Origin of the sequence: Streptomyces sp. Ag109_O5-10 (assembly GCF_900105755.1) — a bacterium.
GTDB lineage: Bacteria > Actinomycetota > Actinomycetes > Streptomycetales > Streptomycetaceae > Streptomyces.
Window position 1 is genome coordinate 3,640,005 of sequence record NZ_FNTQ01000001.1, and the last position, 18,856, is coordinate 3,658,860.

The 18,856-nt window shown below is 73.5% G+C and carries 16 protein-coding genes; 3 read left to right on the forward strand and 13 right to left on the reverse strand.

The window, feature by feature from the left end; genetic code table 11:
* Positions 1-328: 328 nt before the first annotated feature.
* The 3 genes from BLW82_RS16625 to BLW82_RS16635 form a co-directional block, all read right to left on the reverse strand.
* Positions 329-805 carry a helix-turn-helix domain-containing protein gene (locus BLW82_RS16625; protein ID WP_093499547.1) on the reverse strand — a complete coding sequence of 159 codons (477 nt, stop codon included), beginning with the start codon at positions 803-805 and terminating at the stop codon, positions 329-331.
* A 385-nt stretch (positions 806-1,190) separates the two neighbouring features.
* Positions 1,191-1,661: a DUF3017 domain-containing protein gene (locus BLW82_RS16630; RefSeq protein WP_093499548.1), complete on the reverse strand. Its 471-nt coding sequence runs from the start codon at positions 1,659-1,661 to the stop codon at positions 1,191-1,193.
* The gene (locus tag BLW82_RS16635) at positions 1,651-2,505 is read right to left on the reverse strand and encodes a bifunctional methylenetetrahydrofolate dehydrogenase/methenyltetrahydrofolate cyclohydrolase (RefSeq protein WP_093499549.1); all 855 of its coding nucleotides are present in this window, start codon (positions 2,503-2,505) and stop codon (positions 1,651-1,653) included. Before BLW82_RS16635 ends, BLW82_RS16630 begins: the two co-directional genes overlap by 11 nt.
* 231 nt (positions 2,506-2,736) lie before the next feature.
* Here BLW82_RS16635 and BLW82_RS16640 point away from each other — a divergent pair, with 231 nt between their 5' ends.
* A complete protein-coding gene (locus BLW82_RS16640; RefSeq protein WP_093499550.1) occupies positions 2,737-3,336 on the forward strand; it encodes an RDD family protein in 600 nt (199 codons plus the stop codon).
* Between the two features lie 81 nt (positions 3,337-3,417).
* Here BLW82_RS16640 and purH read toward each other — a convergent pair whose 3' ends face one another.
* Together purH and purN are read right to left on the reverse strand one after the other, a co-directional pair.
* The gene (gene purH, locus BLW82_RS16645) at positions 3,418-5,001 is read right to left on the reverse strand and encodes a bifunctional phosphoribosylaminoimidazolecarboxamide formyltransferase/IMP cyclohydrolase (RefSeq protein WP_093499551.1); all 1,584 of its coding nucleotides are present in this window, start codon (positions 4,999-5,001) and stop codon (positions 3,418-3,420) included.
* The gene (gene purN / locus BLW82_RS16650; RefSeq protein WP_093499552.1) at positions 4,998-5,627 is read right to left on the reverse strand and encodes a phosphoribosylglycinamide formyltransferase; all 630 of its coding nucleotides are present in this window, start codon (positions 5,625-5,627) and stop codon (positions 4,998-5,000) included. Before purN ends, purH begins: the two co-directional genes overlap by 4 nt.
* Positions 5,628-5,984: 357 nt before the next feature.
* On the opposite strand from purN, the gene BLW82_RS16655 reads away from it, so the two are divergent.
* On the forward strand, positions 5,985-6,761 hold the full coding sequence (locus BLW82_RS16655; protein ID WP_093499553.1) for a hypothetical protein: 777 nt from the start codon (positions 5,985-5,987) through the stop codon (positions 6,759-6,761).
* Positions 6,762-6,803: 42 nt separating this feature from the next.
* On the opposite strand, the gene BLW82_RS16660 is transcribed toward BLW82_RS16655, so the two are convergent.
* Entirely contained in the window at positions 6,804-8,591 is a 1,788-nt protein-coding gene (locus tag BLW82_RS16660; RefSeq protein WP_177232973.1) for a cell division protein PerM, read from the reverse strand.
* On the opposite strand from BLW82_RS16660, the gene BLW82_RS16665 reads away from it, so the two are divergent.
* Positions 8,535-9,530, forward strand: a complete 996-nt coding sequence (locus tag BLW82_RS16665) for an RNA polymerase sigma factor (protein WP_371131348.1) — start codon at positions 8,535-8,537, stop codon at positions 9,528-9,530. The two genes, BLW82_RS16660 and BLW82_RS16665, sit on opposite strands and share 57 nt — an antisense overlap.
* 215 nt (positions 9,531-9,745) lie before the next feature.
* Here the strand turns inward: BLW82_RS16665 and sucD are convergent, their stop codons facing one another.
* From sucD to BLW82_RS16700, 7 genes are all read right to left on the reverse strand, one after another.
* Positions 9,746-10,630 (reverse strand): succinate--CoA ligase subunit alpha, encoded by an 885-nt coding sequence (gene sucD / locus BLW82_RS16670; RefSeq protein ID WP_093499555.1) that lies wholly within the window; start codon positions 10,628-10,630, stop codon positions 9,746-9,748.
* Positions 10,631-10,657: 27 nt separating this feature from the next.
* Positions 10,658-11,839: an ADP-forming succinate--CoA ligase subunit beta gene (gene sucC / locus BLW82_RS16675; protein WP_093499556.1), complete on the reverse strand. Its 1,182-nt coding sequence runs from the start codon at positions 11,837-11,839 to the stop codon at positions 10,658-10,660.
* A 450-nt stretch (positions 11,840-12,289) separates the two neighbouring features.
* Positions 12,290-12,607 carry a hypothetical protein gene (locus tag BLW82_RS16680; RefSeq protein WP_093499557.1) on the reverse strand — a complete coding sequence of 106 codons (318 nt, stop codon included), beginning with the start codon at positions 12,605-12,607 and terminating at the stop codon, positions 12,290-12,292.
* 231 nt (positions 12,608-12,838) lie between these two features.
* Positions 12,839-13,807 (reverse strand): hypothetical protein, encoded by a 969-nt coding sequence (locus BLW82_RS43910; RefSeq protein ID WP_093499558.1) that lies wholly within the window; start codon positions 13,805-13,807, stop codon positions 12,839-12,841.
* Positions 13,808-14,042: 235 nt separating this feature from the next.
* Entirely contained in the window at positions 14,043-15,254 is a 1,212-nt protein-coding gene (locus BLW82_RS16690) for a VWA domain-containing protein (protein WP_256215833.1), read from the reverse strand.
* Complete coding sequence (locus BLW82_RS16695) at positions 15,251-17,629, reverse strand: DUF5682 family protein (protein WP_093499559.1); 2,379 nt, start codon at positions 17,627-17,629, stop codon at positions 15,251-15,253. Before BLW82_RS16695 ends, BLW82_RS16690 begins: the two co-directional genes overlap by 4 nt.
* Positions 17,626-18,744 carry an ATP-binding protein gene (locus tag BLW82_RS16700; protein ID WP_093499560.1) on the reverse strand — a complete coding sequence of 373 codons (1,119 nt, stop codon included), beginning with the start codon at positions 18,742-18,744 and terminating at the stop codon, positions 17,626-17,628. The genes BLW82_RS16695 and BLW82_RS16700 overlap by 4 nt, the downstream gene beginning before the upstream one ends.
* Positions 18,745-18,856: the final 112 nt, after the last annotated feature.

Genomic DNA, 18,856 nt, shown 5'->3' on the forward strand with positions numbered 1-18,856 from the left:
CCCCCGGTCCTCTTCCCCCGGTTCGGTGCCGTGTCTTCCCCCGCGCTTCCCCTCGCGCGGAGCCCCGCGCCGGTCCCCGTCTGGCCTACCCAGCAAGATGCGGCGGCCCCGGAGTACAGTCCCCCGGCTGGGGGCGCACAGAAGCACCGACCCGTCCGGCACGCACCGTCGCACGCCTGCCGCCCTACGGTCCAACGGGCCCTCGGCTCGTCCCGATTGGACACGTTAGCCCGGTTGTGGGTCGACTCCGTTACTTGTGCGCGAACTTGTCAACACATCGGCACACCGGTCATCAGGCCGTGACCCCGCAGGTCACAGGGGACCCACCTCACCCGAGGGCCACGGCACCGAGGACCGCCACGAGGAGCAGGACGAGCAGCAGCAGGATCGCGTACAGCAGCAGACGGCCGTGCGGGCGGGGCTCCGGGTCCGGTTCCGGCCGGTCCCACCACGGGAGGGTCGGATCGTCCTCGTACCCCTCCGGCTCCGCGTCGCCCGGCGGGCGGTCCGGGTCCGGTGCGGCCGCCGGGCGCGGCCAGGCCTCGACGGCGAGTTCCCACCGCACGGCGTGCCGTTCGGCGTCCGAGTCGGCGAGGCCCGCGACCCGGCACAGCGCGACGACGGCCTGCCGGGGCGGCGGCTGCACGGCGTTGAGATAGCGCTGCCACGACGACTTGCTGTACGCGGTACGGGCACCCAGCGCGACCAGACTGAGGCCGGTGTCGTCCTTGAGGAGCCGCAGCTGCTCCACGAAGTGCCGTACCTCCGGCGGGAGCCCCTCCGGCAGCGGCTGCCAGCCGCCCATCACGCACCTCCACGGCCCGCCAAGTCGCCGGTTCGTCACCAGTTCAGAGCGGGTGACGACGGCGGGCGGCCCGCCGGTTCCCGCCGGCAGTGGCAGTGCGGGCGCCCCGTAGCGGAACTGTCACCTCTCTGCCACAGCCGGTGGACAGCCGTTGAACAGCCGCCGCGCGCTGGGAAGGCTGATTCCCGACGGCGGCCCGTCCTGCTCGGGGGAGAGGACGGGCCGCCTTGCGGTCTGGGCGGATTTTCCGGTGCCGGTTGGGGACGCGCCCGAGCGGGGCGCGGGGAACCACGCGACCAGCGCCCCACGCACCGGCACCGGCACCCGCACCCGCACCCGCACCCGCACCCGCACCCGCACCCGCACCCGCACCCGACGAGAATGCCTAGTTCTTCATCGTGAAATGCAGCGTGTCCTTCAGAAACGGGATCACCAGCCACGGCTTCGGCTGCGCCATCAACGCCAGCAGCACGATCGCCAGTCCCAGCACCCCGTACGTGGCGATGTCCGTGAACCGCGACCGGACCGCCAGCATCCCCACGCTCGGCAGTATCCACCGCATCACCGCCCCGGCCAGCAGCGCCGCCCCGATCAGCAGCGCGCCGACCCGGAACTGGTCGAGCGAGGTCAGCAGCAGCCCCACCGCGACGGCCGCCAGCACCACCAGCATCGGCCACTGCCGGGCCGGCGCCGGCAGGTCCCCCGACGCGGCCCTGCCGCCCCCCTCGGGGCGGGCGGTGTCCCGCGTGAACAGCGGGAAGCGGCGCGTGGCCCGCCGGGGCCGCCCCTGCGCGTCCGGAGCGCTGATCGCGTCGCGGACGGTCGGCTCGTCGTCGTGTGCCTGCTCAGCCGGCACTGCGCTCCGCCGCCTCGACCACGTTGACGAGCAGCTGCGCCCTGGTCATCGGCCCGACCCCGCCGGGGTTCGGCGAGAGCCACCCGGCGACCTCGGCCACCCCGGGATGCACGTCCCCGACGATCTTGCCGTCGGCGTTGCGGGAGACACCGACGTCGAGGACGGCGGCACCCGGCTTGACGTCCTCGGGGCGGATCAGGTGCGGGGAACCGGCGGCGGCGATGATGATGTCGGCGCGCTTCAGGTGCGACGCGAGGTCGCGGGTGCCGGTGTGGCACTGGGTCACCGTGGCGTTCTCGCTGCGCCGGGTGAGCAGCAGCGGCATCGGGCGGCCGATGGTCACACCGCGGCCGACGACCACGACCTCGGCGCCCTTGATCTCGACGCCGTACCGGCGCAGCAGCGTGAGCACGCCGTTGGGGGTGCAGGGCAGCGGCGCGGGCTCGCCGAGCACCAGCCGGCCGAGGTTCGTCGGGTGCAGGCCGTCCGCGTCCTTGTGCGGGTCCATCAGCTCCAGGATGCGGTTCTCGTCGATGCCCTTGGGCAGCGGCAGCTGGACGATGTAGCCGGTGCAGGCCGGGTCGTCGTTGAGTTCGCGGACGACCGCCTCGATCTCCTCCTGGGTCGCGGTGGCCGGGAGTTCGCGCTGGATGGAGGCGATGCCGACCTGGGCGCAGTCGCGGTGCTTGCCGGCGACGTACTTCTGGCTGCCGGGGTCGTCCCCGACGAGGATCGTGCCGAGGCCGGGCGTGACGCCCTTCTCCCTCAGCGCCGCCACGCGGGCGGTCAGATCGGACTTGATCGCTGCTGCGGTGGCCTTGCCATCGAGAATCTGGGCGGTCATGGCTCCATCCTCGCGGATGCCGGTCTCCCGGTTCCAGTCGGGTGCGCGGTCATGATCAATGATGTTGCACTTGCACAACACATCGCTAATCGGACTGGACAACAACTCGCCCGTACTCAACCATGAGCGGCGCAGTATCGCGGTCCGGTGGGGGGGCAAAACCGCTCAGTTCGTGACGTACCTCCGTCCTTGTCCGCGTCGTCCCCGCAGGTCAAACGGAGGAAACCCGTCATGAGTTTCGGCGCGCCCAACAACCCCTACGGTCAGCCGCAGGACCCGCAGCAGGGTCAGCCCGGCTACGGCTACCCGCAGCAGCCCGGCTACCAGCAGGCCCCGCAGGGCGTCCCGCCGCAGCAGGGTCAGCCCGGCTACGGCTACCCGCAGCAGCCCGGCTACCCGCAGCAGGGTGGTTACGGTTACCCGCAGCAGGGTTACGGCGCCACGCCGCCGTACGCGAACTGGGGCCAGCGCTTCGGCGGCACGATCGTCGACGGCCTGGTCTTCCTGGTGCCGTACATCCTGGTGCTCTTCGCCAGCAAGGCCGCGGTGCTGGGCATCATCGGCGCCCTGGCGATCATCGGCATCGCGATCTGGCAGCTGATCATGGAGGGCCGCACCGGCCAGACCATCGGCAAGAAGGCGCTGGGCATCCGCCTGGTCAAGGAGGCCACGGGCCAGCCGATCGGCGTCGGCATGGCGTTCGTGCGCCGTATCGCGCACATCCTGGACAGCCTCGCCTGCTACCTGGGCTGGCTGTGGCCGGCGTGGGACGCCAAGCGCCAGACGTTCGCCGACAAGGTGTGCGGCACGATCGTGATCCGCAGCAACTGAGCCTTCACCGGCACCCCAAGGGCCGTGTCCCCCGCTGCGGGGACACGGCCCTGGTGTTGACGCCCTTTGCGCCGTGGCGGCTCAGTGGAAGAAGTGCCGCGTGCCGGTGAAGTACATCGTCACGCCCGCCTTCTTCGCGGCCTCCACGACGAGTTCGTCGCGGACCGAACCGCCGGGCTGCACCACGGCCTTGACGCCGGCGGCGGTGAGGATCTCCAGGCCGTCGGGGAACGGGAAGAACGCGTCGGAGGCGGCGTAGGAGCCGCGCGCCCGCTCCTCCCCCGCCCGCTCGACGGCGAGCTTCGCGGAGTCGACGCGATTGACCTGGCCCATGCCGACGCCGACCGAGGCGCCGTCCTTGGCGAGCAGGATGGCGTTGGACTTCACGGCCCGGCAGGCCTTCCAGGCGAACGCGAGTTCCGCCAGCTCCGCCGCGTCCAGCGCCTCGCCGGTCGCGAGGGTCCAGTTGGCCGGGTCGTCGCCGTCCGCCTGGAGGCGGTCGGTGACCTGGAGCAGCACACCGCCGTCGATCGCCTTGACCTCGACGGGGTTGACGGGGGCGCCCGGCGCCTTCAGCACCCGGATGTTCTTCTTCTTCGCGAGGGCTTCGAGGGCCCCCTCCTCGTAGTCGGGCGCGACGATGACCTCGGTGAAGATCTCGGCGACCTGCTCCGCCATCTCCCGGCTCACCGGCCGGTTGACGGCGATGACCCCGCCGAACGCGGACAGCGGGTCGCAGGCGTGCGCCTTGCGGTGCGCCTCGGCGACGTCCGAACCGACGGCGATGCCGCAGGGGTTGGCGTGCTTGATGATCGCGACGCACGGCTCGTCGTGGTCGTACGCGGCACGGCGGGCGGCGTCCGTGTCCGTGTAGTTGTTGTACGACATCTCCTTGCCGTGCAGCTGCTCGGCCTCGGCGAGACCGCCGCCAGCGGCGTCGACGTAGAGGGCGGCGGGCTGGTGCGGGTTCTCGCCGTAGCGCAGGGTGTTCTCGCGCTGCCAGGTGGCGCCGAGGAAGTCGGGGAACCGCGAGTCGTCGACCGGGGCGTACTCCGAGGCGAACCAGGAGGCCACCGCCACGTCGTAGGCGGCCGTGTGCTGGAAGGCCTCGGCGGCGAGCCGCTTGCGGGTGGCGAGGTCGAAGCCGCCCTCGGCGACGGCCTTGAGGACGTCGGCGTAGCGGGCGGGGCTGGTGACGATCGCGACCGAGGGGTGGTTCTTGGCGGCCGCGCGGACCATCGAAGGACCGCCGATGTCGATCTGCTCGACGCACTCGTCGGGGGTGGCGCCGGAGGCGACGGTCTCGCGGAACGGATAGAGGTTGCTGACCACGAGGTCGAAGGGCTCGATGCCGAGCTCTTGGAGCTGGCGTCGGTGGTCCTCGAGGCGCAGGTCGGCGAGGATGCCGGCGTGCACCCTGGGGTGCAGGGTCTTGACCCGGCCGTCCAGGCACTCCGGGAAGCCGGTGAGCTCCTCGACCTTGGTGACGGGCACGCCGGCGGCGGCGATGCGGGCGGCGGTCGAGCCGGTGGAGACGAGTGCGACACCGGCCTCGTGCAGCCCGCGGGCGAGCTCTTCGAGCCCGGTCTTGTCGTAGACGCTGACGAGCGCGCGACGGATGGGCCGCTTGCCGCTCTCGGCCGTGACAGTGCTCTCGGCGGTCACTGGATAACTACCTTTCGTCCCTCAATGCGATAGCCGTTGCGGGCGATCCGCCCCACGACCTCGACGAGCAGCCTTCGCTCGACGTCCTTGATGCGCTCGTGCAGCGCGCTCTCGTCGTCCTCGTCCCGGACCTCCACCACGCCCTGAGCGATGATCGGTCCGGTGTCGACGCCGTCGTCGACGAAGTGGACGGTGCAGCCGGTGACCCTGGCGCCGTACGCGAGCGCGTCCCGTACGCCGTGGGCTCCGGGGAAACTGGGCAGCAGGGCGGGGTGCGTGTTGACGGTCCGCCCGCCGAACCGCGCCAGGAACTCCTTCCCGACGATCTTCATGAACCCGGCGGAGACGACGAGATCGGGTTCGTGGGCGGCCACGGCGTCGGCCAGCGCCCGGTCCCACTCCTCCCGGGTCGCGAAGTCCTTCACCCTGGTCACGAACGTCGGGATCCCGGCCCGCTCGGCACGCGCGAGCCCCTCGATGCCGGCACGGTCGGCACCGACGGCGACGACCTCGGCACCGTAGGCCTCGGCGCCGTGCTCGGCGATCGCGTCGAGGAGCGCCTGGAGGTTGGTGCCGGATCCGGAGACCAGCACGACAAGGCGCTTGGCCACGGGCTTGGCGGCCACGGTGGGGCCCTTTCTCGGGGGAGCGTCGGTACGGTGGCCGGCCCCGCACCCGCTTTGTACATTCGTACGAGTGCTTCGCGCCCCGGGATACGGGGAAGTCTACGAAGCGGCCGACCGTCAGCAACGATACCGGCACACCGGGCGGCCCCCACGGGACGGGGGCGTGGCCGGAAGGTAGCGTCTGGGAGGTGGCGGGGCGGGAACGTGTCCGGGATACGACGCGTTCACGGGGTAGGCGGTCGTTCCGGCCGCCGTACCGATCGCCCGCAGCCAGCCGCCGTATCCAGCCGTATCCGTATCCAGCCCATCCATCAGCTCTGTTCTGTTCATCTTGATCTAGGGGAAGACGCTCACTTGATGCCGGACCGCAGCCTGGGACTTCGCATGCTCCCCCCGCAGTCGGTACAGGGAGGGACAGGTTCCGCCGTGCTGCTGCGGGAGCGGCCGGCCTCGCCGCCGGACGCGTCCTCGAACCGGCCGAAGGGCGACCGGAAGGACGGGGAGGACGGCCAGAAGGACGACAACCCCTTCGCCCCGCCGCCGGAGGGCACGCCGGACAGCCCGTGGCGGCCGCGCCGCCCGGCCGGTGACGACGACCGGGAAGCGCCCTGGGGCAGCCAGTGGAGCGACCGCCAGCCCGGCCGGCAGTCCGGCGGCTTCGGCCAGCGTCCCGACGGCGGTCCGGGCGGCGGCGGCCAGAACGGCCCCGGCGGCTCCGGCGGCTCCGGCGGCTCCGGCATGCGCTGGGACCCGACCGACCCGGCCCAGCGGCGGGCGCGGTACGCCCTGCTGTGCGGCATGTGGGCCTTCCTCTTCGCGCTCTTCAGCTGGCCGTACGTGGCGCTGCTGCTCGGCGCCCTGGCCGTCTACTGGGGCATCAGCGCGCTCCGCGCCAAGCCCCGCGACCCGGACGGGGCCGCCGCCACCGGCCGCCCCCAGACGACTGCGGCGATCAGCGGCCTGGTCACGGCGTCCCTGGCGCTGGCCCTGGTGGCGGCCAACTTCACGGCCCAGATGGTCTACCGCGACTACTACACCTGCGTCTCGGACGCCCTCACCAACGAGGCCAAGCAGTCATGCGACCACCTGCTGCCGCAGGAGCTGCGCGGGTTCCTGGGGAGCGGGAACAGCTGACGGGGCGGAGGCGGACGGTGCCGGGGTGACGGGGCGGGAGGGTCAGGGACCGTCGGTGCCCTCGTCCTCGGCCGCATCGTCCTCGGCCGCATCGTCCTCGACCACGTCGTCCTCGTCCTCGGCCGTCGGCTCGGACAGCCTCCGCAGCGCCGTCCAGCGGGCCTTGCGCGCCTCCTCGTCCTCCCAGGGGCCGGGCGGCGGGTCCACCGGCGGCATCTCCCCGGGCAGCGGGTGGACGGGGTGCACCTCGCCGGGCAGCGGGTGGACGGGGTGCACGTGGTGCGGCTCGGCCGGCAGCGCCTCGTACCGCTCGGAGGCGTCGCCGTCGGCCTGGTCGGGCAGCAGTCCGGTCACGAAGACCGGGGCCGGGGTCGCCACCGGCGCCGGGACGGGAGCGGGGGCCGAGGTACGGGACGGGGCCGACGGCGTCTGACTCCCCTGCGTCCGCTCCTGCTCCGCGGCCCGCCCGTCCCGCGGCTTGCGCCCCGCGAAGCCCAGCCACGCGGCGAGTGAGTCGGCGCCCTCCCTCCGCCAGGCCCGCAGCGTCAGGGCGGCCGGCAGGCTCACCGCGAGGAGCCAGCCGCCCGTCGCCGCGCCCGTCTGCCACCAGACGGGGCCGAAGGAGGCGAGCGCGGCGACGCCCAGCGGGCCGCCCGCCAGCTCGGCCAGCGCCGCGAGCAGCAGCGCGCCCAGCAGCGCCGCCAGTGCCGCCACCCCGGCCGTGCGCTTGGCCGACCAGCGCCGCTCGGCCGCCCGCGCCGCCACGAACCACGCCACCGTCACGCCGGCCACCACCGGCACCGCCCCGGCCACCCAGTGCACCCAGGTCCCGGGACCGTGCTGCGGCACGGCCGCCAGCAGCGGGAAGGGCGGGAGCAGCGGTGCCGGATCCGAGGCCAGCGCCGTCACGTGGTGCCCGGCGCCGAGCACGAAGCCGGGGCCCACGGCGTACGACGCGGACCACACCGCCGCGTTCGGGATCAGCGAGACGCAGAGGAACAGCACCGCGAACCGGCCCGTCCAGCCCTCCGTCAGCTGCAGGAACGACGCCCGCGCGGTGTCCCCGTGCCCCACCAGCGACACCGCGAGCAGCAGCGTGCCGCCGCCGAGGAACACGGCCGTCCCGGCCAGGGACGCGCGCAGGGCCGTACCCCACCGCACCCGGGTGTCGCGCCCGAGCAGCCGCCGCCGTACCGCACCCGGCAGGAGTGACACCAGGCGCAGCAGCGGTTCACGCGGCCGGCCGTACGCCGTCCACACCCCGGCGCCCGCCGCGCACGCCGCGAGCAGGGGCGCAGCCACCGCCACCCACGCCCACTGCGGCCGCAGCGCGCCGCCGGACGCGTACAGGGTGGCGCAGCCGCCGACGCCGAGGTAGCCGGCGACGACCCCGGCCCAGGCCGTACGGGCGCGGACCGGCGGCGGGGCGTCGGGATCGTCGCCGTCCGGCGCGTCCACCGCGTACCGCGCCGCCCGCTGCAGGAGCAGCGCCGGCACCAGGAGCAGCAGCAACGGTGTCACCCCGACCGGCGCCGGCACTCCGGACAGCGTGTCGGTGCGGACCAGTTCGACGCCGTGGGCGAGCAGCCACAGCGCGGCCGCGACGTGCAGCGCGCCGCCCGGTCCGCTGTCGGGGTAGGGCGAGCTGACCCACAGCGCGATCGCCAGCACGGCGAAGGACCCGAGTCCGAGTCCGGCCGCGAGCGCACCGGCCGCCAGGCTCGCGCCCAGTCCAGGGGAACGGTCGCGCACCCGGCTGAGCAGCGGCGGCGAGTGCCGACGAGAGGGCAACGACGGGCGGCGGGCGGTCATCCGAATCACGACCGCCATGCTCCCAACGACACGCGCTTTCCCGTCGTAACCGGTGAACAGCCGAAGTGTCGCTCAATATATGTTTATGTGCTTTTTCGAAGGGAGGTGCGCCCGATGACGCAGAGCCCTGGCCATGTCCACGAGGCCGGACTGTCCCCCGCTCTGACGCCCGCTCAGGCCTTCGACGCGCTCTACGCGTTCTGCGCCCCGGCCCTGGTGCGGCAGGCCTACCTGCTCACCGGCCGCCGGGAGCTGGCGCAGGAGGCCGTCGAGCGGGCCTTCCAACTGGCCTGGCAGAACTGGCCGCAGGTGGCCCGCGACCGGGATCCGGCCGGCTGGGTGCGGGCGATGGTGCACGAGTGTGCGCTCTCCCCCTGGCACCGGTTCCGGCTGCGCTACCGCCACCCCGAGCCGCCACCGGCCGACGCGGCCGACCGCGCGCTCCTGGAGGCGCTGCTGAAGCTGCCGCCGACGTACCGGCGCACGCTGCTGCTGTACGACGGCATCGGCCTCGACCTGCCGGAGACCGCGGCGGAGACGGAGGCGAGCACGCCGGCGGCGGCCGGCCGGCTGACCCGGGCGCGGCGGCTGGTCGCCGGCCAGGTGCCGGAGCTCGCCGACCCCGCCGCGCTGCACCGGCGGCTGGCCGAACTGGCCTCGACGGAGCGGCTGCGAGCGGCCCAGCCGCCCACCGTGCGGACGTACGCCGAACGGCGGACCCGTTTCTGGACCCGGTCCGCGCTCGCCTTCACGGCGACGATCGTCGTGGCGACGACCCTCACGCTGCGGACGGCACCGACGCACTACGAGGCGCCGATCGGCCCGGCGCAGGCGATCAGCGGGGTGCCGGCGGAGGTGGGGATGGGGCCGTTGTCCGCCGGGGAGCGGGCGCTGCAGGCGAAACTGCGGAAGTCCGTCCAGAACGGACCGGAGAGGGTGGTACCGCTGGCGAGGTGAGTGCGTCGACGGCGGGCCGGTGGGGGGCTCGCGCGTTCCTCCCCCGGCCTTCGGCCGGGGGTACCCCCGGCGCCCCCTGACGGGGCGCTTCACCCGCCGCGTCTTCCCGGTCGCCCCTCTTCAGCCGCGCCCACCCGGCGCGTGCCGGTGAGCGAAACGCCGGTAGGCCCGCCCCCTCGGGGAACGGGCCTACCGGCGTACAGTCACACGGTTGTTCAGCCGGCGAGGATCTCGCGTGCCAGCTTCGCCGTCTCGGTCGGGGTCTTGCCGACCTTGACGCCCGCGGCCTCCAGGGCCTCCTTCTTCGCCTGGGCGGTGCCCGACGAACCGGAGACGATGGCGCCGGCGTGGCCCATCGTCTTGCCCTCCGGCGCGGTGAAGCCCGCGACGTAGCCGACGACCGGCTTGGTCACGTTCTTCGCGATGAAGTCCGCGGCCCGCTCCTCGGCGTCGCCACCGATCTCACCGATCATGACGATCAGGTCGGTGTCGGGGTCGGCCTCGAACGCGGCGAGCGCGTCGATGTGCGTGGTGCCGATGATCGGGTCGCCACCGATGCCGACGGCGGTGGAGAAGCCGATGTCACGGAGCTCGTACATCATCTGGTACGTCAGCGTGCCGGACTTCGAGACCAGGCCGATGCGGCCCGGCTTGGTGATGTCGCCCGGGATGATGCCGACGTTGGACTGGCCGACGGTGATGATGCCGGGGCAGTTCGGGCCGATGATCCGGGTCTTGTTGCCCTTCTTGCCGGCGTACGCCCAGAACGACGCCGAGTCGTGCACGGCGATGCCCTCGGTGATCACGACGGCCAGCGGGATCTCGGCGTCGATGGCCTCGACGACCGCGTCCTTGGTGAACTTCTCCGGCACGAAGATGACGGAGACGTTGGCGCCGGTCTTCTCGATGGCCTCGGCGACCGTACCGAAGACCGGTACCTCGGTGCCGTCGAAGTCCACGGTCTGCCCCGCCTTGCGCGGGTTCACGCCGCCCACGACGTTGGTGCCGTCGCCGAGCATGAGCTTGGTGTGCTTCATGCCGGTGGCGCCCGTCATGCCCTGGACGATGACCTTGCTGTCCTTGTTGAGCCAGATAGCCATGGTGTGTTGTGTCCTCGTCCTGAGTGCTTACTTGGCGGCGTGGGCCAGCTCGGCGGCCTTGTCGGCCGCGCCGTCCATGGTGTCGACGCGCTGCACCAGCGGGTGGTTGGCGTCGGTGAGGATCTTGCGGCCCAGCTCGGCGTTGTTGCCGTCGAGGCGGACGACGAGCGGCTTGGAGACGTCCTCGCCGCGGTCCTCCAGAAGCTTCAGCGCCTGCACGATGCCGTTGGCGACCTCGTCGCAGGCGGTGATGCCACCGAAGACGTTGACGAAGACCGACTTGACGTCGGGGTCGCCGAGGATGATCTCCAGGCCGTTCGCCATGACCTGGGCAGAGGCGCCACCGCCGATGTCCAGGAAGTTGGCGGGCTTGACGCCACCGTGGTTCTCACCGGCGTACGCGACGACGTCCAGGGTGCTCATGACGAGACCCGCGCCGTTGCCGATGATGCCGACCTCGCCGTCGAGCTTGACGTAGTTGAGGTTCTTCTCCTTGGCGGCGGCCTCCAGCGGGTTGGCCGCGGCCTTGTCGTGGAGCTCCGCCCAGTCCGCGTGGCGGAACTCGGCGTTGTCGTCCAGCGACACCTTGCCGTCGAGGGCGATGACGTCACCGGAGGCGACCTTCGCGAGCGGGTTGACCTCGACGAGGAGGGCGTCCTCCTTGATGAAGGTGTCCCACAGCCGGACCAGGACGTCGGCCACCTTGTCGGCGACCTCGGCCGGGAACTTCGCCGCGGCGACGATCTCCTTGGCCTTGGCGAGGTCCACGCCGTCGATCGCGTCGATCGGCGTCTTGGCGACGGCCTCGGGGCGGGTGGCCGCCACCTCCTCGATCTCCATGCCGCCCTCGACGGAGGCGATGGAGAGGAAGGTGCGGTTGGCACGGTCGAGGAGGAAGGAGACGTAGTACTCCTCGAGGATCTCCGGGGCCGTCTCGGCGATCATCACCTTGTGGACCGTGTGGCCCTTGATGTCCATGCCGAGGATGTCCGTCGCCCGGGCGACGGCCTCGTCCGCGGAGGCGGCCAGCTTGACGCCACCGGCCTTGCCGCGGCCACCGACCTTCACCTGCGCCTTGACGACGGACTTGCCGCCCAGACGCTCGGTGATCGCGCGCGCCGCCTCAGGCGTGTCGATGACTTCACCGGCCAGCACCGGTACATCGTGCTTGGCGAAGAGGTCCCTCGCCTGGTACTCGAACAGGTCCACGCGCTTCCGTCCCTATCAGTGATCTCGCGGTTCGTTGGATGCGTGGGCGTGCCGCGAAGGGCAACGTGACGTCCGCAATGTGTCACAAGGGGTGCGCACACGGTGTCCGAGCGCGCGGCATGTCCGTCTCGCAGATTATCGCCGCTCGCTGGGGGTCTCTAAATCGGGAGTCACACCTGAGCGGTGATACCTGTCACATGATGCCGGGTATCCCGGGTTTCGGTGGCACGGCGTGCCGTCTCGCGTGCGAAGTGCGAGGCCTCACCGGGCTGGGGTTGGCCCGGTGAGGCCTCAGGCCCCGAGGATTCCCGGTCCTCGGGCCGGGCGGCCGCGCCCCGCCCCAGAGGGGAGGGCCGCCCCGAACCGTGAGGTTCCGGCCGGACGGACCGACGGCGTTCGGCCGTCCGCGCCGAGTCGCCCACGGAGTCGCGGGAAACCGGTCGCACAGGCCTACGCCCGGCGGCCGGCCTCCGGGGTCATGAGGCTGCCCGCCGAGGGGAAGTGGCCGGCGGCGGTGGCCGTGAGCATCGTCGCGGCGCGGTTCTGGAGGGCCTGGGCGTGCGCCCGGGCGGTGGCCTGCGCCCTGGCCGTGGCCGTCGCGGCGCGGGCCGCGCGGGCGCCCTGGATGGCCTCGGCGCCACGGATCCGGGCCGCCCGGCCCGGCACGGCGGGCGACTCCTCGGCGCCGGCCTCCGCGGGCCGGCCGAACGCGCCCGCCCAGCTCCGGCCGGCGGCTATGACCATGGAACGGCCGATGTACTCGTTCATGCGTGCGTCAGTCCTTCGGGGCTCCGGCGCGTCTTCCACGCGCGTACGGAGCCGGGAAAGCTTCCGGTGGGGCCGGAAGCGCGGCTGGGGACATCGCCGCCCGGAGCGCCGGCAGGGGTACCGGAGCGTGCGCACGGAGTCCGAAGGGGGCTCCGCGAGGGTCCGGGCGGACGGGCAGACCTGTTCCGCCCCCGCGCGGCAGGTCCGTGGCGGGGAGGGTGGTCGCCGGTCCTAGCCGGGGAAGAGCGGGATGTCCCGGTACCTGTCTCCGGTCCCGGCCGCGTCGGTACGCGGGGCGGCACCCGGCGCGAACCCGAGCGGCGCCCGGTCGGCGAAGGTCACGGCGTGCGCGTCACCGTGCCGGGAGGGGGCGGCGTCCACCGCGGCCTTGCCCAGCACGCCGTCCGGGTCCCCTGCGGGCGCGGGGCGGGCGGGCGCGCCGGCGGCGCGGGCGGCGGAGCGGGCGGCGCGGGCAGCGGCCCGGTGGGCGCCTGGGTGCGTCGCCTTGCCGGACGTGAAGGTCGCGGCGGCGGTGATCCGCGGTCCGTACGACGCGGCAGTGGTCGCCGCCGCCTCCGCCGCGGCCGTTGTACGGGGCTTCCCGTGACCGGCTTCGTGGGCGACCGGTGTCCGCGGCTGCGCGTGCGTGGGGCCGGGCGCCGGGGTCACCGGTGCCGGGTCCGACCCGGCCGGCGGGTCGGAGACGACGGGCAGCTCCGGCACCCGCACCACCGGCACTACTGGCACCACCGGCAGCTCCGTCACCTGCCGCACCGTTTCGGTGAGTGTTTCGGTGAGCGTGTCGGTGAGGGTCTCGGTCAAGGCCGAGGCGACGGGAGAGGACACGGTCCTGGTCACGGTGCCGCTCACCGTGCCGGTCACGGACCGCACTGCTTCGCCGACGCCGTCCACCACCGGCACGGTCTTGACGACGGGCTTCCGCACGGCCACCGGTTCCCGATGCGGCGTCACCGCGCCCTGCACCGGGAGCCGCTGCGGCACCACCGACGTCACGACCGACGCCAGCGCCGACCTCACCGACGGTGCCGAGGTCGAGGACGGTGCCGACGACGGTGTCGGCGTCACCCCCTCGGCCGCCTGTGCCCGCTGCCCGCAGAGGAGGCCGAGCGCGAGCAGTCCGCCGACCAGCAGCGCCAGGTGCAGCGCACGCCGCCCCGGCGCCGTGCGCAACACGCGCACGGCGGCACCGGACGGAACGGCTGGCGAGGTCAAAGCGGGGTGGATCCTCCGTGCGGCGGAACAGAGCAGAAGGGGTACAACGGCGTGAAGGCCGGTGAAAGACCAGTGGAGACTTCGATCCTTGCACGGGACTCCCGAGGGTGCGCAAGCCCCCCGTTACCGATGGGTACTCATGTCCCTTTTGGCGGCCGCAGCGGTCACCGCCGAGTCGACAAGTCACCCTTCGGGCAGGGCGTCACACGGTGTCCGGCACCGGGATCGGCCGCTTCTCGATCGCCGCCGCCATCACCTCCGGGAAGAGGTCGGGCGTGCACGCGAACGCCGGTGCCCCCAGCGCCGCGAGCGCCGCCGCGTGCTCCCGGTCGTACGCCGGCGCCCCCTCGTCCGACAGCGCGAGCAGCGCCACGAACTGCACCCCCGACGCCTTCATCGCCGCGACCCGCTTCAGCATCTCGTTGCGTATCCCGCCCTCGTAGAGGTCGCTGATGAGGACGACGACGGTCTCCGCGGGCCGGGTGATCTGCGACTGGCAGTACGCCAGCGCCCGGTTGATGTCCGTCCCGCCGCCGAGCTGGGTGCCGAAGAGGACGTCCACCGGGTCGTCCAGCTGGTCCGTGAGGTCGACCACCGCGGTGTCGAAGACGACCAGCCGGGTGTCGATCGACCGCATGGACGCGAGGACCGCCCCGAACACCGAGGCGTACACCACCGAGGCCGCCATCGACCCGGACTGGTCGATGCAGAGCACCACCTCCTTCTTCACCGACTGCGACGCCCGCCCGTACCCCACCAGCCGCTCCGGTACCACCGTCCGGTACTCGGGCAGGTAGTTCTTGAGATTGGCCGCGATGGTGCGGTTCCAGTCGATGTCGTGGTGGCGCGGGCGGCTGACACGGGCGCTGCGGTCGAGGGCGCCGGTCAGGGTGGCCCGGGTACGGGTGGCCAGCCGCTTCTCCAGGTCCTCGACGACCTTGCGCACGACCGCCCGCGCCGTCTCCTTCGTCGTCTCCGGCATCGCCTTGTTGAGCGAGAGCAGCGTGCCGACCAGGTGCACGTCCGCCTCCACCGCCTCCAGCATCTCCGGTTCGAGCAGCAGCGCGGCCAGCCCGAGCCGGTCGATGGCGTCACGCTGCATGACCTGCACCACGGACGACGGGAAGTACGTCCGGATGTCCCCGAGCCAGCGTGCGACCGACGGCGCCGACGCCCCGAGCCCCGCCGAACGCTCCCGCCCCGACTGCGGTCTGTCCCCCTTCCCGTACAGCGCGGCCAGCGTCCCGTCCATCGCCGCGTCCCGCCCCGACAGCGCGCACCCGGTCCCGTCGGCGGCCTCGCCCCCGAGCACCAGCCGCCACCGCCGCAGCCGCTCCCGCGCGGCATCAGCGGCGCCGGCACCGGTGCCGATCCTGGTGCCCGCGTCCGTCGCGGCCGTCGCGTCCGTGGTCATCTCCCCGCCCCCACAAGGTCGTTGTCCGATTCCTCCGCCTCTTCCCCTTCACCGAGGCCGAGCAGCAGGCGCAGCACCGGCAGTACGGCGTCGGCGCGCCCGGCGTCCGGCTCGGCGCCGAACCCCGGTGTTCCGCCGGCCTGCCCCGCTCCGCCCCGGAGCCGCTCCCCCGGGCCACGGCGCACCAGTTCGCCGATCGTCCGGCGCACCCCCGGCTCGTACACCGAGAACGTCCGGCGCAGCAGCGGCAGCACGTCCGTGAACGCCTCCGCCGGCACCCCGGTCAGCCAGGCGTCGACCAGGCCGAGCAGCCGCTCGTCGTGCACCAGCAGCATCCCGCCCGCACCGCTCCCGCCGACGAACCCCTCGATCCAGGCGGCCGCGTCCGCCGGCGGGGTCCCCGGTGAGAGCACCAGGCCCATCAGCCGCGCCGCCTCCTGCGGATCCAGCTCTCCCTCGTCGAGCAGGATCCGCACGGCCCGGCCGCGCAGCACCCCGGGCACGGTGTCCCGCCCGGAGAGCGTGCGCAGCACGGCCCCCCAGCGGAGGCGGAGGTCCGACTGACCGGGACCGGCCTGCGCCGCCGTCTCCCCGAGCAGGCCCACCGCCGTGTGCACCGCGTCCACATGGCCGCGCATCTCGTCGGCGGCGTCCGCGTCGAGGGCGGCGCAGGCCGGCGGGAGCCCGACGAAGACCCGCTCGGCGAGACCCGCGGCGACCTCGGCGAGTGCCCGGGTGTCGGTGCCCCGGACGTCGCCGTAGCGCAGGGAGCGGACCAGGGCGGGCAGGGCCTGGGCGAGCCGGCCCACGTCCGTGTCCAGCGCGGCCCGGTCGGCGAGCGCCCGCATCACCACCGGCAGCGCGTCCGGCAGCCCGGCGAGCAGGCAGTGCTCGGCGAGCCCGGTGACGTCGGCGAGGTCGCTCGCCTGCACCGCGTCGGCCTCGGCCCTGCCCGTCGCCGCGCCCTCGACGGTCGTCCCCCACACGCCCGCCTCGGCCACCCGCACCGACAGCTCCGGCTCCCAGCGCAGCCGCCACGTCTCCCGGAACGTTCCGGTGCTTCCCCGCGACTGCGCGGGCTCCCCCCATCCGACGCCGAGCAGCCGCAGCCGGTGCAGCAGCCGGCTGCGCCCGGCGTCGGTCTCCTTGCGCAGGTCGAGCTCCAGCTCACGCTCCAGCGCCTCCGGCTTCAGCCTGAGCCGGCGCTGCTCCCGGGCGAGGTCCCGCTGCAACGGCACCGCGGGCGCCGCCTCCGGCACCTCCCCCAGCACGTCCCCGACCACCAGCCGGTCGTGCACCAGCGCCAGCGGGACGTCCGAGCCCTCGCAGAGCACAGCCCGCACCGCGTCGGTCGTCTCGCCGAGGCCGGGCAGCGGGCGGCCGCGCATCACCGCGAGTGTCTCGGCCAGCCGTACCGCCTCGATGACGTGGGCCGAGGAGACGATCCGGTCCTCCTCGCGAAGCAGTCCGGCCACCTTGGTGAGCCACCGCTCCACCGGCCGGTCCGGGGCGCGGAACAGATGCCCGTACCAGCCGGGCGAGTCGATGCCCGCGCCGTAGCCGCTCGCCCGGGCCAGCCTGCGGTTCGTCCACGGCACCCAGGTCAGGTCCGCCTTGACCTTGGGCAGCCCCTTCAGCATTTCCCTGTCGGCGGCGACGGGGTGCTTCGCGCGCAGCGCCGGCACGTGCCACGCCCCGCACACCACCGCGACCTGCTCCCCGAACTCCCGCTGTGCGGCGCGCAGCCTGAGCCGCATGTGGGCCTCCCGCACGGGATCGCGGTCGCGGCCGCCGGCCCCGTACGTCTCCCGCAGCGCCGCCATCGCCTCCGCCACCGCGGCGAACGGCGCGAACGCGTCCCGCTCACCGGCGCCGCCCCGGTGCTCGACGACGTCCTCCCACCAGCGCTCGGGGTCGTCGTAACCGGCGGCCTCGGCGAGCGCGGCCAGGGGGTCGACGCGGATCTGCTGCTGCCCGCCGCCGGATCCGGCGTCCGGTTCGCACGGGCCCTCCGGGCGCTGCCACGCCAGCGTGTGCGCGGCCGGCAGGTCGATGAAGCGGGCCGGGACCGCGTGCTCCAGGGCCCAGCGGAGCGCCACCCACTCGGGACTGAAGTCGGCCAGCGGCCAGAACGCCGAGCGGCCGGGCTCGTCCACGGCGTGCGCGAGGAGCGCGACCGGTGGCCGCATCTCCGGGTCGGCGACCAGCGGGATCAGCGCGTCGGCCTCGGGCGGCCCCTCGATCAGCACCGCCCGCGGCCGGGCGGCGTCCAGCGCGGCCCGCACCGCCCGCGCGGAGCCGGGCCCGTGGTGCCGAACCCCCAGCAGCAGCGGCCCGGGGCCGGGCGACCGCCGCCACGCGGTGTCGTCACTCACGCGCTCACCTCGCGGCAGGCGCGGTAGAAGTCCTTCCAGCCGTCCCGCTCGCGGACGACCGTCTCCAGGTACTCCTGCCAGACGACCCGGTCGGCGGCCGGGTCGCGGACCACCGCTCCGAGGATGCCGGCGGCGACGTCCCCGGCCCGCAGCACGCCGTCCCCGAAGTGCGCCGCCAGGGCGAGGCCGCCGGTGACGACGGAGATCGCCTCGGCCGTGGAGAGCGTGCCGCTCGGCGACTTGATCCTGGTGCGGCCGTCGGCGGTCACCCCGTCGCGCAGCTCGCGGAAGACGGTGACGACGCGGCGGATCTCCTCGATGCCGTCGGGCACGGCCGGCAGGTCGAGGGAGCGGCCGAGCTGGTCGACCCGGCGCGCGACGATGTCGACCTCGGCGTCCGGGCTGTCCGGCAGGGGCAGCACCACGGTGTTGAAGCGGCGGCGCAGGGCGCTGGAGAGCTCGTTGACCCCCCGGTCGCGGTCGTTGGCGGTGGCGATCAGGTTGAAGCCGCGGACCGCCTGCACCTCCTGGCCCAGCTCGGGGATGGGCAGGGTCTTCTCGGACAAGATCGTGATCAGCGTGTCCTGCACGTCGGCGGGGATCCGGGTGAGCTCCTCGACCCTCGCCGTCATGCCCTCCGCCATGGCCCGCATGACGGGGCTGGGCACGAGGGCGTCCCGGCTGGGGCCGTGGGCGAGCAGCTGCGCGTAGTTCCAGCCGTAGCGGATCGCCTCCTCCGGGGTGCCGGCCGTGCCCTGCACGAGGAGGGTCGAGTCGCCGCTGACGGCGGCGGCCAGGTGCTCGGAGACCCAGGTCTTGGCGGTGCCGGGCACGCCGAGCAGGAGCAGGGCGCGGTCGGTGGCGAGGGTGGTGACGGCGACCTCGACGATGCGGCGCGGGCCGACGTACTTCGGCGTGATCACCGTGCCGTCCGGCAGTGTGCCGCCGAGCAGATAGGTGGCCACCGCCCACGGGGACAGCTTCCAGCGGGCCGGGCGCGGCCGGTCGTCCTGTGCGGCCAGTGCCGCGAGTTCGGCGGCGAAGGCGTGCTCGGCGTGCGGTCGCAGTGCGCTCTCGACGGTCGTCGGGTCGGTCGGTTCCACGGACACAGTCATGGCTGAGGCCCCCTCCAGCTCGGCCGGTTCGGATCTGGTGTCCACCGTGCACCACGCCACTGACAATCGCTCTGACCTGCACAAACGTGCTCGCCGGGCCGATTGTCAGTGG

Coding starts and splice junctions, on each gene's coding strand:
- BLW82_RS16655 (WP_093499553.1), top strand. CDS start 5,985: ATGCCGGACCGCAGCCTGGGACTTCGCATGCTCCCCCCGCAGTCGGTA.
- BLW82_RS16700 (WP_093499560.1), bottom strand. CDS start 18,744: ATGACTGTGTCCGTGGAACCGACCGACCCGACGACCGTCGAGAGCGCA.
- BLW82_RS16640 (WP_093499550.1), top strand. CDS start 2,737: ATGAGTTTCGGCGCGCCCAACAACCCCTACGGTCAGCCGCAGGACCCG.
- sucD (WP_093499555.1), bottom strand. CDS start 10,630: ATGGCTATCTGGCTCAACAAGGACAGCAAGGTCATCGTCCAGGGCATG.
- BLW82_RS16680 (WP_093499557.1), bottom strand. CDS start 12,607: ATGAACGAGTACATCGGCCGTTCCATGGTCATAGCCGCCGGCCGGAGC.
- BLW82_RS16690 (WP_256215833.1), bottom strand. CDS start 15,254: ATGACCACGGACGCGACGGCCGCGACGGACGCGGGCACCAGGATCGGC.
- BLW82_RS16660 (WP_177232973.1), bottom strand. CDS start 8,591: ATGGCGGTCGTGATTCGGATGACCGCCCGCCGCCCGTCGTTGCCCTCT.
- BLW82_RS16635 (WP_093499549.1), bottom strand. CDS start 2,505: ATGACCGCCCAGATTCTCGATGGCAAGGCCACCGCAGCAGCGATCAAG.
- BLW82_RS16625 (WP_093499547.1), bottom strand. CDS start 805: ATGGGCGGCTGGCAGCCGCTGCCGGAGGGGCTCCCGCCGGAGGTACGG.